The following is a 14,317-nucleotide window of genomic DNA, read 5'->3' on the forward strand; positions in this document are numbered from 1 at the left end:
ACCGCTGCCGAGAAACGACCCAGCGGACCGCGCCTTATTTTTTCTGCCGACCGCTAGCCGCGAAAGTCTGGAAACCCATGAGTATTGACTACAAGATCGCCGACATCACCCGCCACGAGGAAGGACGCCACCAGATACGTTTGGCTGAGCAGGAAATGCCCGGGCTGATGTCCCTGCGCGCCGAGTTCGGTGAATCCAAGCCACTGGCCGGAGCTCGGATTGCCGGTTCGCTGCATATGACGGTGCAGACCGCGGTGTTGATCGAAACACTCGTGGCGCTCGGTGCTCAGGTTCGCTGGGCGAGCTGCAATATTTTCTCCACTCAGGATGAAGCCGCAGCCGCCGTCGTCGTTGGTTCTGGTACCGCCGAGGAGCCAGCCGGTGTACCCGTCTTCGCGTGGAAGAATGAAACGCTGGAAGAGTACTGGTGGACCGCCGAACAAATTCTTACCTGGCCAGGTGCCGCTGAGAATCCGGAACTAGGCCCGAACCTCATTCTGGATGATGGTGGGGATGCGACCTTACTCCTGCACCTGGGGGTGGAATACGAAGCCGCCGGTCAGGTCCCTGGACCGGAGGCAGCAGAGAACCACGAGCACGGGATCATTCTCTCGGTGTTGCGTGAGGCGCTAAGTAAGAGCCCGGATAAATTTACTCGCATTGCCAGCCAGATTCAGGGTGTTTCGGAAGAAACCACCACCGGTGTGCTGCGCCTAAACCAGCTGGCCGAACGCGGGGAACTGCTCTTCCCGGCCATCAATGTCAATGATGCGGTCACCAAATCCAAGTTCGATAACAAGTACGGTATCCGCCACTCCCTGCCCGACGGCATCATGCGAGCTACCGATGTGCTCATCGGCGGCAAGGTTGCCGTGGTTTGTGGTTACGGTGATGTGGGTAAGGGAGCCGCGGAAGCTCTGCGTGGGCAGGGCGCGCGCGTCATCGTGACCGAAATTGACCCAATTTGTGCATTGCAGGCCGCTATGGATGGTTACCAGGTGGCTCGCTTGGAATCCGTCGTGGCGCAGGGCGATATTTTTATTACCACCACCGGCGGCAAGGACATCATTCGCCTCGAACACATGCTCGCGATGAAGGATAAGGCCATCGTGGGGAACGTGGGCCACTTTGATAACGAAATCCAAATGGCCGAGCTAGCCGCGGTGCCCGGGGTACAGAAAATTGAGATCAAACCCCAGGTGCACGAGTGGGTGCTGGATGCTGGCAGCGACGCTGAGCGTTCCATCATCGTCCTATCTGAAGGACGTTTGCTGAATCTGGGCAATGCGACGGGGCATCCGTCGTTCGTGATGTCTAATTCCTTCACCAACCAGGTGATGGCGCAGATCGAGCTATTCACCAAGGCCCAGACCGGGGAATACCAGAAACAGGTTTACGTCCTGCCCAAGGCCCTGGACGAGAAGGTGGCGCGACTGCACCTTGGTGCGCTCGGAGTTGAACTGACAACGCTCACCGAGGCGCAAGCCGAGTACCTTGGCGTGAATGTGCACGGCCCGTACAAGCCGGACACCTACCGCTACTAAATTATCGACGAACCAGCCAGCCGCCGGATATCCGTATGTGGATCACCGGCGGCTGACTGACTTAACTAGGTCGCAGCCGGTGCGAGGTGTGGTAATCCGAGAAACTGCGCTGGTCACTGGATAAGCTGACTTTATTAACAGTCTGCGCTGTTACTGGCACTGAATCATCACTTATCGCGCTCACCCGGGAGGCTATCTCATGGCACAAACGCCAGAGAACAAAAAAGCGAATGACGGCGCGGCCGCTCAAGCTAAACCCACGACTCCCACCGCTGCCGAAAAGGCTTCACTGAGCGAGAAAGCCGAAAAGCTTGCGGCCCGGCTAGAAGAGCACAAAAAGCAGCAACCTCGACCCAGCGATAGTACTCCGGCAGCTGACGCGGCGAGGAACCATGATGCGAACTCCGCCGCACCGAGCTCCGGGCCGAGCGCACAGCCTCAGACTGCCGCGGTAACGCAGACGACGAAGCCCACACCGGCCGCCAAGACACCAGCGAGTCCCGCCGCTGCCAGCAAACCAGTGCGCCGAGCCGAGACGCCAACCGAACCGGTCGAAGATGTGATCCGTGCCATTAAATTGCCACACGAAATTCAGCCGGAGCAGAGCAGCGCGGCCAAACCAGCAAGCGCAGGAAAACCAGCAAGCGCAGGCAAATCAGTTGCCGAAGCCAAACCAGCTGCCCAAGCCAAACCAGTGGTGAACAAACCAGTGGTCGCCAAGCCGGCCACCAGCACCGAACCCGCACAACAACAAGCCGTGGTCCCACCGGTTACTGTAGCTGCGCCCACCGCCGAGAAGCAGAACTCTGCTTCCGCGGCAGCGGTAGCCGAGGCCCGCAACCGGGTATTTGGTAGCTACACCCCCGAGCCGGAAAGCTCTGAAGCCGCGGTCAAGCGCCGGGTGGCTCGCGAACGGGCATTGAGTTCTAAACCGCCGCTGGCTCGCACCGCTCAGGTGCTGCTGGCTGTGATCTTCCCGGTGCTGGCACTGATCGCCGCCGTCCGTTTAGTGGCAACCCCCGGGTTTCTCGCCCTTGCCTACGGCAGGCCCGGCTTCCCGGCCGACAGTTTCGGCTTCGACTGGCCCGAACGATTGACCTTCGCCAGCTACGGGGTGGACTACCTGAACAACTTCGCCGGACCCGAGTACCTCTCCGGGCTCCGAACCGACTCTGGCGCGGCACTCTTTAGCGCCGCAGAAGTGCAACATATGGTCGATGTGAAGAACCTGATTGGTATCACCTATGTTGCCGGTGCGATCCTCGCGGTATTGGCCATTATTCTGCTGGCCTACTTGGCACGTCGCTATGCTGGCGGGGTGCGGCGCGGACTCTTCGCCGGAGCACTGGTGACTTTGGGACTGATTCTCGCGCTGGCGGTTTCTGCGATTCTGGGGTGGCAGAGCTTCTTCACCGCTTTCCACCAGCTGTTCTTCACGGATGGTACTTGGACTTTCTCGGTTAGCGACACGCTGATCCGGCTTTACCCCGAACAGTTCTGGATCGATTCGGCGATCGCCGTGGCAGCACTGGTACTCATTACCTTGGTTGTGGTGCTGATTTCTTGCTGGCCAACGGGGCGCCGCCGCGAGGCATCGCGTTTGCGTCAAGATGCCCGCGTTTTTGGGCTGGGCAACAGCTAATCGATTACCTGTTGGCTCCTCCGTTTGTACTCCACGGAACTACATAGAGTACGAATGGAGGAGCCATTTTGGCCGGACCGCAGAGGGACCTGCGAGCTGATCTCTAGCTTCGGTAGAGCTCTTCGATGAGTTCCGGGTAACTGTCCAGCACCGTCTGGCGTTTGAGCTTAAACGAACTGGTGAGATGCCCGGAGGCTTCGGTGAGCTCTTCGGGAATGATCTTAAACTTTCGGATGGACTCAGCCTGTGACACGGTGCGATTCGCCGCGTCCACCAACTGTTGGACCTCGGCGATGACCTCGGGCAGTTGCGCGGCCCGAGCTAACGGTAGATCCCCCAAGTCACGGTTTCGGGCCCAGAGCGCTAGCTCCTCGGGATCCAGCGCAACCAGAGCCGAGACGAAGGGCCTGTTATCGCCGATGAGCATCGCGTGCGCCACCAGACGTCCGGAACGTACCGTTTCCTCCATCGGCCCCGGAGCCACATTTTTCCCTCCGGCAGTGACAATGAGTTCCTTCTTCCGGCCGGTCACCTTCAGGAAACCAGCGGCATCCAATTCGCCGGTGTCACCGGAACGGAAATATCCGGACTCGTCGAACGCCTCCGCGGTCGCCTGGACGTTATTGTGGTACCCGGCGAAGACACCGATGCCTTTAATCAGGATCTCACCGTCGTCTGAGATACGAATACTCGTCCCCGGCATCGGACGCCCCACGGTGCCGACCTTAGTATGTTCGGCTTGATTTACCGTCGCGGGTGCCGTGGTTTCGGTCAGTCCGTACCCCTCGACGAGCTGCACGCCGGCACCGCGGAAGAAATGCGCCAGATCCTCGTTCAGGGCACTGGCTCCGGAGATCGCATACCGGCAGTTACCGCCGAAAACGGCCCGCAGCTTGGGGTAAAGCAAGATATCAAAGAGCTTATGTTTGGTATGTAAGGCTAGCGAAGGACCCTTGCCTGTGCCGTGTTGTTTGGCCTGCAACGCCCGAGAATAGGCGATCGCCACCTTCTCCGCCTTGAGGAATAACTCAGCCTTTCCGCTCTGCTCGGCCTTGGCCAGCGCAGTATTGCGGATCTTTTCGAAGACTCGGGGGACAGCTAAAAGGAACCCGGGCTTGACCGCGGCCAGATCTTCGACCAAGGTTGCGGTGCTGGCCGAATGCGCCAGAATTGCTCCACCATGGATGCAGACCTGTTGGACTGCTCGGGCCAGTACGTGGGCCAAGGGTAAGAACATGAGGGTGCGTTGTTCATTCCCCAACACGGTGGTCATGTGTGCGGCCAGGTTATGGGCGACGAGGCAGAAATTCGCATGAGTGATCATGCAACCCTTGGGCCGGCCCGTAGTGCCCGACGTGTAGACCAAGGTGGCCACATCATGCAGTCCGGCGCTACGCCGTGCCTCAGTTAGCAGCCGGTCATTAACTGTGTCGGGATGGGCGAGTAATTCGGTGAGCTTGCGGGAGGGGATATTCTGTTCGGTGTCCGGTCGCGGGCCATCAAAAAGATAGATCTCCACCGGCTCGGCCAACTGCGCCGCGGCCTGACGGATGACCGTCTGCTGATCGGCATTTTCGGCAAAAACGATGCGCGCCCCAGAATCCCGTAGAATCCATTCAATCTGGAAAGCGCTACTGGTCTCATAAATGGGTACGGTGATACCACCGACGAACCAGATCGCTTCCTCCACCAAGGACCATTCATATCTGGTTCGCGAAACGATCGCCACCTTCGAACCGGGAGTGACCCCATTGGCTAGTAGCGTGGTGGCTAGCCGTTTCACATCGACAAGGAAATCATCGGCACTAATATCGTGCCACTGGTTTTGACGCTGAACCGAGAAAAGGGGTTTAGCCCCCGCGGTTTTGACGCGTTCGAGTAGTAGATCGGTAGTGTTGTAGTCGGTTTTCAGATCATGGAGCATCTCGACGGTCTGTTCAAACATTTGCTATTTCTCCTCGCCGGCGCAGCGCCCGACCTCAAACACTAATTACTCAACGGTAATATAATTTATTAGCTCCAGCTCGGAATCCATACTCGAGAGCGCCAAGCCGTGTCCGGGATTTGCTCTCCGCTCCAGATGGGCCAGAAAAAGGCCGAGGTGAGCAGTAGGAGGGCCAAGAACAGCGCCACCAAAATGATCCGTCGCTGATAGGCCCGTGGTCGTTGTCTTGCCCGGGGAATGAACTTGCCAATGACAAAGGTCAACGCCAGCATCATGAACGGGGTCAGCGGCAGCGTGTAGAAGAAGAACATCGTCCGTTCGGGGTATAGCAACCACGGGAGGAAGCCTGCGGCCACGGCAGAGAGGATGGCACCGGCCCGCCAGTCACGGGCACCGATCCACCAAAAGACCAATAAGAACATTGACAGTGCCGCGGCCCACCACATCACCGGGTTAGGCAGATCGGTGATGACTTCGGTGCAACGGGAAACCGTGCACCCGTTGACTCCCTCGTCATAGCCTTCGAAATAGAACAGCACCGGACGTCCGGCAAAAACCCAGGTCCACGGGGGTGATTGCCAACTGTGTGGGGAGTCCAGTCCGGTATGAAAGCCATAGGCGGAGTTATGGTACTGCCACAGTGAACGCAAGGCTTCAGGCAGCCAAAGTACTCCTTCGCCGGGATTCTCTGCGGCCCAGTTGCGGTAGCGTCCTTCACTGCCGGCCAACCAGCGGACCCAGGTGGCTAGGTAGGTCAGCGCCATCAGCGGAATGATGGTCAAAAATGCGATGATGCCATCGCGCCAGAGTCCGGAGATCACCCAGTTGCGGATCCCTGCGGTACGTCGGGCCGACATATCCCATAACACGGTCATAATGCCAAAGACCGCGACGAAGGAAAGGGCCGACCACTTCACGCCCACCGCTGCGCCGAGTAGGAGTGCCGCCACCAAGCGCCAAGGGCGGAACCAGACCACCGGTCCGTAGCGCAACGCCCAGTAATCGAGGCGGTTTCCCGGTGGCACCGCGAGTTTCTTGATCAGGCGGCGGCGACCATCGGTGCGATCTAGGAGCAGCGCATAGAAGGCTGCTAGGACAAAGAACATCAAGAAAATGTCGAGCAACGCGGTGCGTGACATGACAATCGAGTGACCGTCAATGGCCAAGAGTAGCCCGGCGATGGCCGCTAAGGCGTGCGAGTTAAACAGCCGTTGGGCGCACAAGGTAACCAGCAATACCGCCAGCGTGCCAAAGAGTGCCGTGGCAAAACGCCAGCCGAAACCATTGAATTCGCCGAAGAGCAGCATGCCCCCGGCGATCAGCCATTTACCCAGCGGGGGGTGCACAACGTAGGAGGGGCCGCCTTCCAGCTGCGGGTTACCAGCAATGAATTGTTCGTTGCTATCTTCCACCCACTCCATTTCGTGCCCGTAATGCAATAACGCGTAGGCGTCCTTGACGTAGTAGGTCTCATCAAAGATCAGCATGTGGGGGTGGCTGAGGTTGATAAAACGCAGCAGGCCACCTAATACGGTCACCACCAGCGGCACAATCCACAGTAACTTCCCGGTCAACGTCAGGTTCGGCAATAACCGGGCACGCAAGGCAGCGGCACTGAACGCCTGGTACGGAGAAATGACCGCAGTGGCGGATGGGGGAGTGGAAACACGTTGGCTCATCGCTCTAAATGCTACCGGTGGATAAAAGGAATCTCGCGAGATACACACCTGGCGTAGGCTAAAGACTGTGCAGAACACAGAAAATACCGGGCAAATCGTCCTCGGCGCGACTCCCATTGGCAATCTCTCTGATGCTTCCCCTCGATTACGCGAGATTATGGCCAGCGCGGATTTGGTAGCCGCCGAGGATACACGCAACTTCCACCACCTAGCTCAAGCCTTGGGGGTTCGTCCCACGGGACGAGTGATGAGTCTGCACGAACACAATGAGCAACACAAGATTTCCGAGGTGCTCGACGCGGTGCGTGGTGGTGCTACGGTACTGGTTGTCTCCGATGCCGGAATGCCAGCGGTCTCCGACCCTGGATTCCCCTTAGTGGAAGCGGCGCTTGCTGCCGGTTTGCTCGTGACGGCAGTACCCGGACCTTCGGCGGTACTGACCGCCTTGGCGCTTTCGGGCTTGCCTACCGGACGTTTCACCTTCGAAGGCTTCCTGCCCCGCAAGGCGGGGGAACGCCGCAGACGGTTGGAATCGTTGGTGAGCGAGGAGCGCACCATGGTCTTCTTTGAATCTCCGCATCGTTTGGCCGCATTCCTCACCTCGGTGGCCGAGGTGTTTGGTGGTGAACGTCAAGTCGCGGTGGCGCGGGAGCTGACCAAGAAGTTCGAAGAGGTTAAACGCGGACCCGTAGCGGAAGTGCTCGACTGGGCGGCTGCTGGCGTGCGTGGTGAAATCGCAGTGGTGGTTGCCGGTACGGATGAAGTGAACGATGCGCAGCCCGAAGACCACGTAGGTCAGGTCGAAGAATCGGTGGCCGCCGGAATACGTTTAAAGGAAGCCGTAGCGCAGGTGGCACAAAAACAGGGGCTGAAGAAGCGTGAGCTCTACGAAGCAGTCTTAGCACAACGTCAAAATGGTGAAAACTAAGGGTTTACCCCTTAGGCTATTTGCACAATAGGATCGTATATTATTCGTGCAGTGCGTGCTTTACACCACGGTTTGCGCGCTATTAGCGTTGAACACAGACAAAGTGTTCTACAACGAGTACAGGAGTAGCCAGTATGAGCATTACCGCCGAACGCGAAGCGGAGCTGCTAGCCAAGGTCCCGACAGGCCTGTTAATTAATGGCGAATGGCGGGAGTCCTCGGATGGTGGCACCTTCGATGTACTCGATCCAGCCACCGGTAACAAGCTACTCACTTTGGCCAGCGCCACTTCTGAAGACGCGTTAGCCGCCTTGGATGCGGCCGATGCCGTACAGTCCAAGTGGGCTTTGACCGCGCCACGCGAGCGCGCTGAGATCCTACGCCGTGCTTTTGACCTGGTGACCGAGCGCAAGGATGACTTTGCGCTACTGATGAGCCTAGAAATGGGTAAGCCACTGGCCGAGGCCTACGGCGAAGTGACCTATGGTGCAGAGTTCTTGCGTTGGTTCTCCGAAGAAACCGTGCGCCACTACGGCCGTTACGTGACCACCCCGGAGGGCAAGAACAAGGTCCTCGTCCAGCACAAGCCAGTTGGCCCGTGCTTGCTCATCACCCCGTGGAACTTCCCACTGGCGATGGCCACCCGTAAGGTCGGCCCAGCTATTGCTGCAGGCTGCACCATGGTACTCAAGCCAGCTAAGCTCACCCCGCTGACCAGTCAGCTGTTCGCCGCCACCATGATGGAAGCTGGCCTGCCAGCAGGTGTGCTGAACGTGGTCTCCGGGTCATCGGCCTCGAAGATCTCCGGTCCGCTGATGGCAGACGATCGTCTTCGCAAGGTGTCTTTCACCGGCTCCACTCCGGTTGGTAAGCAGCTGATGAAGGATGCGGCAGATAAGGTGCTGCGTACCTCGATGGAGCTCGGTGGCAACGCCCCATTCATCGTCTTTGAAGATGCCGACTTGGATGCTGCGGTCGAGGGTGCCATGGCTGCCAAGATGCGCAATATGGGTGAGGCCTGCACCGCGGCCAATCGCTTCTTGGTGCACGAATCGGTCGCCGAGGAATTCACCGCCAAGTTCGCTGCCGCGATGAAGGAACTGAAGCCAGGTCGTGGTACCGAGTCTGACTCCACCGTCGGTCCGCTGGTTGAAGAAAAAGCTCGCGATGAGGTACATGCACTGGTTGAGGCAGCGGTGGCCGAAGGCGCAACGGCCGTGGTCGGCGGTGCACCGATTGATGGGCCGGGGTACTTCTACCAGCCAACCGTACTCGGCAATGTGGCTAACGGTGCGACCATCTTGAGCCAAGAGATCTTTGGCCCGGTGGCTCCGGTGACTTCGTTCCGGGATGAAGCTCATGCCATTGAGCTGGCCAATTCTACCGAATACGGACTGGCTTCGTACATTTACACCAAGGACTTCAACCGCATGTTCCGGGTATCGGAGCAGATTGAATTCGGTCTGGTGGGCTTCAACGCCGGGGTGATCTCTAATGCTGCGGCTCCATTTGGTGGGGTGAAGCAGTCCGGTCTGGGTCGCGAGGGCGGCGCGGAAGGCCTTGAGGAGTACACCACCGTGCAGTACATCGGCATCGCCGACCCTTACGCTGCGAAGTAGGCACCACTTTCGCAAAACCTCCCGATCACCCCTCTTGCGGGTGATCGGGAGGTTTTCTGTTTCCGGGCGCGCAACCAACGGAACTACGGGGTGGGTGCCTCGCGCTCACGCTCGACGCGCTCGCCGGGGGAGGAACGGCGCGGCCAGAGCACGGCACGGATCCGTTGCACCAGGTTGGCCCGGGTACGCAACGCGGCGTGGATGCGCTGCAGATCCTCGCAAAGCTGCTTGCCTTGGTCGGCGCTTGGATGGCGTAAGGCATAGAAGGACAGCATCAAACATTCGTTCAGCCGAGCTAATTCGGCGGCGTGATCCGCAATCACCACGCTCAATGCCGTGGTGTAATCGGTTTCCGACTGCCCAGGACGATGCGGGAGACCAAAATCCGCCCCAAGGACTCGTAGCTCATCCCAGATGGCTTGGGCCGCGCCCTCACCGCCGGAGGCAATCCGGGCAAGCCGGCGCTGGCGTTCGGTCCGCCGGCCGATGATTGGCAAGGTCACAGTCACCATCAAGAGTGGGACGCTTAGCCACAGGAGCCACCACCCGTTGCTGGTGGGCGCACCACTTCTTTCGGCAAGGTTCTGCGGTGCGTCATCCGGAACATCGCTGGGTGCTGGAGCACTGGGCACGAGCTCTTCGGGCGTCTCGGGCAGCGGATCCAGTGCTATGGGTTCATCCATCTCACTGTCGGCTGCTGGGGCATATTCCGGTGGCACACCGCGTCCCGGTGTGGGCTCAAACGCGGTCCAACCCAGCCCCGGTAAGTACAATTCAGGCCACGCATGAGCCTGTTGTCCACTGACTCGATAGCCGGTAAGTTCAAGCTGCTCAGCCTCGGCTGTACCCGGTAGGGCATCCACGGCTTCAATGGGTTGGCTACGCGTCTGTTCAATACGCTCACCAGGTGCATAACCGATGACTACCCTGCTTGGGATTCCGCTGGCTCGGGCCATGACTGCCATGGTGCTGGCAAAATGCGCACAGTAGCCGGCTTTGCGATCCAAGAATGCGGTGATGACATCGAGATTGGCGCCATCATAGCCCTCTCGCAGGGGTGTTTGTTCGGAATACCTGAACTGTCCCGAGCGCAAGTAATCTTGGATCGCTACCGCACGGTCAAAGTCACCGGTTCCGGAGTCCGTGAGCTCAGGGAGTAATTGCAGATGCTCGCGAAGGGCTTGGTTCAGTTCCTGATCTGCATCGTCAGGAAGTTCGCTCAAACTCGGATCGACTTCGGGACTAAGCTGCGGGAATTGGGCGAAGTTACGTGCAATGTCGGCATCCAACTCGAGTTCGCTATAGGACACCCTGACTTGCGCGGTGGATGTCCGCGAATCCCGGGTGAACTGGGCGATTGAGGTGAGCGGTTGCCACTGCCATTGCCCAACGACTCCCTCGATGAGATAACTATCGGCCGGTAACGGCAGCTGGGTGTCTCGCGGTGGGTCGGCCCAGTCTATTTCAACGTACTCCGACCTCGCAGCGAAGGATCGATATGCTTCCCTGATGGCGGTCGTTCCCGCAAAGCTGCGTGTCACCGGATCCGGATCAGGTTCCCAACGTTCGGCCTGCAGATTCGAAATCACATGGGTACGTAAGTAAGGTGCCCGTTCAGCGGAGGTGAAATAGGTGAAGGCCGTAGCCGAATTATTGCTCCGTAGGTCACGGCCCAGATTGAGCAGCGGATCGAGATTGCTGGCAAAAAGCTCCCCGGCAGGACGACTGCCTTCGGGCAACATGCCCTGACGAAACCCCGGAACCCAGGCGCTGGCAGCCACGAGCGTTCCCGTGGTCACCAGTGCCAGGACACCCATCATTCCCAGCCGACGTCGATTCGGGAGCGTGGGGACTTCGTTACCCGGCCACAAGTAGGGAAGGAAAGAGAAATAGCAGATCATTGCGGTGAGGATAATTGCCACGTAACCGGTCCCGGCACCGCTGAGTTTGAACAGGGACGCTAGTACTGGGGCGAAGGCCAAGGGGATAACCACCAAAGAAGCCAACCGGCGCGCACTGGCAAGAATCTCAATCAGTAACGCTAAGCTCAGTGCCAGAATAAAGAAAACGAAGTCCACCGCCGGGGTGAAAGCAACTTCCGGAACCTGTGTTGCGAACTCCAACGTCGCATCTGCGACCAGCTGCTCGAACCTTTCGAGCCGATCGGTACCGAAGCTACGATTATGCAGTGACGGATGGAACCATAAGGCCGCGAAGATCACCAAGGCGGATGCGAACGGTGCTGTCCACGAAGGAAACCTGCTGCCGCGGATGAAGCCACCAACGCCATGTATCAGTAACAGCGGAAACCAGATGGAATATAGCCACCCGTAGCCCTCAACCACCCCGTTGAGGCTAGCCATCCCAGCAAGTAGGGCGATGTAGAGGCTGGTGCTGGTGGCCAGCAACGCCAACGGATGCGCGGTAGCTGGTGTGGGCTTCGCGGTTTCAGCTGGCAGGTTTGGTGCGGCAGGAGAACGCTCGAGCAAGGTACTCATAGCGAATCCCAGATCTCTCTAATGCTTAAAGCTCTGCCCGGTAGGTGTACGCGCCAGCTGGTGGCGGCGAAAAACGTCTCGAGTTGGCGGAACTGTTGCGGGTGTTCGCAGAGCAGAATGAGGTCGACATTGCGTACCGTGACTGCCAAGCTCGCCAACCAGCGGGCTTGTTCCGGGGTCAGCTGGCCAAGAATCAGATAAACCGGTTCATTAGCGAAACTTAGCAGGTTCTTGGCTAAGGAATCGCTCAGTATTTCCGGCTGGGACTGCATTGCACCGGGAGACTCGGTGAGCTGCAAGGAGGCGGTGGCCGCATGGAAAAACTCAAACTCCTCCAGACTTGAGCGGGAAGTTGACTGAGCACCGCGCACGCTGCTCAGATCCTCTCCGTGCGTATCCCGAACTAACAACTGGTAGCCATGGCTGGCATGTAGCTGCGCAATACTGCACGCCAGTGACAGAGCTTTTTCAAAACGCTGGGTGCTAAGCCGTGCTGGAGCTTGAGCCTGCGGTAGTTCCACGCTGTGGTCTGCGGGAGTATTCCAAGCCGTCAAACGACGATCCAGCACGATCAGGCTACGTGCGGTCGCCACGTAGTTCTCCTGCCGCACCATTAACTTCCCGTGTCTGGCGGTGGCCTTCCAATGCACCTGGCGTAAGGAGTCACCACTTTGATGCTCGCGGATGCCCACATCGTAGTAATCCACTTCGGTGCTCCGCGTATGCTGTGCCTCTCCGGTACGCAGCCGTTCGCCGAGAGCTCTGCCACTGCCAAGCATCTGAAATTGTGCGCGCACGGACACCTGATCAACGGCCCGGGTACTGACCAACTCTTCCACCACGTTGCAGGGATCACTTAGCATCTGCTGGGCAGGCCCCAGCCGGTGGATGCCACGGTGGCGGAAAAGGATCTGGTAGTCGAAAACCCCCGGGGCGTGGAAGGTCGGGGCCACAGGGTAGCCCGGCGGCAGTAACTCACGGATTGCGGTGTGCTGCTCACAGTGAAGCTGAACGTCGACAACCTGACCCACACTGACCGGCTCCTGAGGTAGCTGCCGTGTCACCTCGATGCGCGAAGGCGTGAAACGCACCAAAATCCAAGCTCCCAGAACTAAGGCGAATAAAGCACACCCCAACGCCATGAGCTCATGGCGCCCCAACATGAATGCGAGGAGGAGACACAAACCGGCCGAGCCGAGCACCACCCAACCGCGGGACGTGATGAAACCCCAGAGTCGCTGCCCGAGAACAAGCGTACTTTTTGAACTGGTGCGGGCCGCTCCTGGCAGAACCTGATGGGGATCAAAAAGTGGTGGCTCGGGCATGGTTTATCGCCCTCCACCCACCGCGGTATGATTCAGCACTTCGGAGATCACCGTGCTAACTTCAACACCTTCTGCTAAAGCCCTGCGGGAGAGTATTAGCCGGTGGCTCAAGAGCATCGGCGCCACGTCGCGAACATCCTCGGGCAACACATGGTCTCGGCCCGAGACCGCCGCGTTGGCCTTGGCCGCCCGGACCCACTGAATCAGCGAGCGTGGAGAAGCGCCGACGCTCACTTGTGGATGGGTGCGCGTCGCACGGCCCAGATCGACGACATAACCCGCAAGTCGCGGACTCACTTCCACCTGCTGCACCTGCGCAATCATGTCGCGAAGCTGTTCTAAGCTCAAGGCAGGGGACAGATCGTCCAAGGGGCTGCGCTCATGATGGGTTCGCAATATCTGTATTTCGGCATCGCGCTCGGGGTAACCCATGGAAATCCGCGCCATGAACCGATCGCGTTGCGCTTCGGGCAAGGCGAAGGTGCCTTCAGCATCTAGCGGGTTCTGGGTCGCCATCACCATGAAGGGGCGCTGCAACCGGTGGGTCACCGAATCGACGGTAACCTGTTGTTCTTCCATACATTCGAGTAGCGCAGCCTGGGTTTTGGCGTTGGCTCGATTGATCTCGTCGGCGATCACAATATTGGCGAAGATCGGGCCGGGGTGGAAGCTGAAATCTTGATTCTGCACCGAAAAAATCGACACACCGGTCACGTCACTGGGCAGCAAGTCAGGGGTGAACTGGATCCGGTTGACTGTACATTCAACACTGCGTGCCAAGGCCTTGGCTAGGACCGTTTTCCCTACGCCAGGCACATCTTCCACCAGCAGGTGCCCGCCAGCGAGCAATACCACCAAGCTGGTGCGGATCGCTTCGGGTTTCCCGTCGATGACTTGAGCCATTGACTCCATGATTTGCTGACAGTTCGCGGAAAAATCCGCGTCTAGCGTAGGCAACGTCCGGTGCACGCTCATTCAAACCCTCCCGGTGAACTCGGTGAAAGGTCCAGCTCAGTTACGACACGGCCAGAACCGTGTCATTGGGGTTAACCCTACCAACTAGTTGTGTCGCGGATCATAGCTCGGGGCTAATCGTACGCCCGCTGCCTAGATGTTAGGCCTTCAGCCGGGGTGCTG

At 58.8% G+C, this 14,317-nt stretch carries 9 protein-coding genes; 4 read left to right on the forward strand and 5 right to left on the reverse strand.

Going from position 1 to position 14,317, the window contains the following annotated elements:
• Positions 1 to 77 precede the first annotated feature (77 nt).
• Positions 78 to 1,544: an adenosylhomocysteinase gene (gene ahcY, locus ACQQZ8_RS03740; RefSeq protein WP_431711357.1), complete on the forward strand. Its 1,467-nt coding sequence runs from the start codon at positions 78 to 80 to the stop codon at positions 1,542 to 1,544.
• 199 nt (positions 1,545 to 1,743) lie between these two features.
• Positions 1,744 to 3,186, forward strand: coding sequence for a TIGR01906 family membrane protein (locus tag ACQQZ8_RS03745; RefSeq protein WP_431711358.1), 1,443 nt, complete (start codon positions 1,744 to 1,746; stop codon positions 3,184 to 3,186).
• Positions 3,187 to 3,289: 103 nt separating this feature from the next.
• Here the strand turns inward: ACQQZ8_RS03745 and ACQQZ8_RS03750 are convergent, their stop codons facing one another.
• Together ACQQZ8_RS03750 and ACQQZ8_RS03755 are read right to left on the reverse strand one after the other, a co-directional pair.
• A complete protein-coding gene (locus ACQQZ8_RS03750; protein ID WP_431711359.1) occupies positions 3,290 to 5,131 on the reverse strand; it encodes an AMP-dependent synthetase/ligase in 1,842 nt (613 codons plus the stop codon).
• A gap of 68 nt (positions 5,132 to 5,199) precedes the next feature.
• The gene (locus ACQQZ8_RS03755; RefSeq protein WP_431711360.1) at positions 5,200 to 6,810 is read right to left on the reverse strand and encodes a dolichyl-phosphate-mannose--protein mannosyltransferase; all 1,611 of its coding nucleotides are present in this window, start codon (positions 6,808 to 6,810) and stop codon (positions 5,200 to 5,202) included.
• A 67-nt stretch (positions 6,811 to 6,877) separates the two neighbouring features.
• Between ACQQZ8_RS03755 and rsmI the strand changes: the two genes are divergently transcribed.
• Together rsmI and ACQQZ8_RS03765 are read left to right on the forward strand one after the other, a co-directional pair.
• Positions 6,878 to 7,738: a 16S rRNA (cytidine(1402)-2'-O)-methyltransferase gene (gene rsmI, locus ACQQZ8_RS03760; protein ID WP_431711361.1), complete on the forward strand. Its 861-nt coding sequence runs from the start codon at positions 6,878 to 6,880 to the stop codon at positions 7,736 to 7,738.
• A 134-nt stretch (positions 7,739 to 7,872) separates the two neighbouring features.
• A complete protein-coding gene (locus ACQQZ8_RS03765) occupies positions 7,873 to 9,357 on the forward strand; it encodes an NAD-dependent succinate-semialdehyde dehydrogenase (protein WP_431711362.1) in 1,485 nt (494 codons plus the stop codon).
• Positions 9,358 to 9,440: 83 nt separating this feature from the next.
• Here the strand turns inward: ACQQZ8_RS03765 and ACQQZ8_RS03770 are convergent, their stop codons facing one another.
• From ACQQZ8_RS03770 to ACQQZ8_RS03780, 3 genes are read right to left on the reverse strand one after another with little or no spacing between them, the layout of a single operon-like run.
• Positions 9,441 to 11,855, reverse strand: coding sequence for a transglutaminaseTgpA domain-containing protein (locus ACQQZ8_RS03770; RefSeq protein WP_431711363.1), 2,415 nt, complete (start codon positions 11,853 to 11,855; stop codon positions 9,441 to 9,443).
• Positions 11,852 to 13,180, reverse strand: coding sequence for a DUF58 domain-containing protein (locus ACQQZ8_RS03775; protein ID WP_431711364.1), 1,329 nt, complete (start codon positions 13,178 to 13,180; stop codon positions 11,852 to 11,854). The genes ACQQZ8_RS03770 and ACQQZ8_RS03775 overlap by 4 nt, the downstream gene beginning before the upstream one ends.
• Before the next feature lie 3 nt (positions 13,181 to 13,183).
• Positions 13,184 to 14,083, reverse strand: a complete 900-nt coding sequence (locus ACQQZ8_RS03780; protein ID WP_431711365.1) for an AAA family ATPase — start codon at positions 14,081 to 14,083, stop codon at positions 13,184 to 13,186.
• Positions 14,084 to 14,317 lie beyond the last annotated feature (234 nt).

This window comes from Glutamicibacter uratoxydans, assembly GCF_050753455.1.
Classification (GTDB): Bacteria; Actinomycetota; Actinomycetes; order Actinomycetales; family Micrococcaceae; genus Glutamicibacter; species Glutamicibacter uratoxydans_A.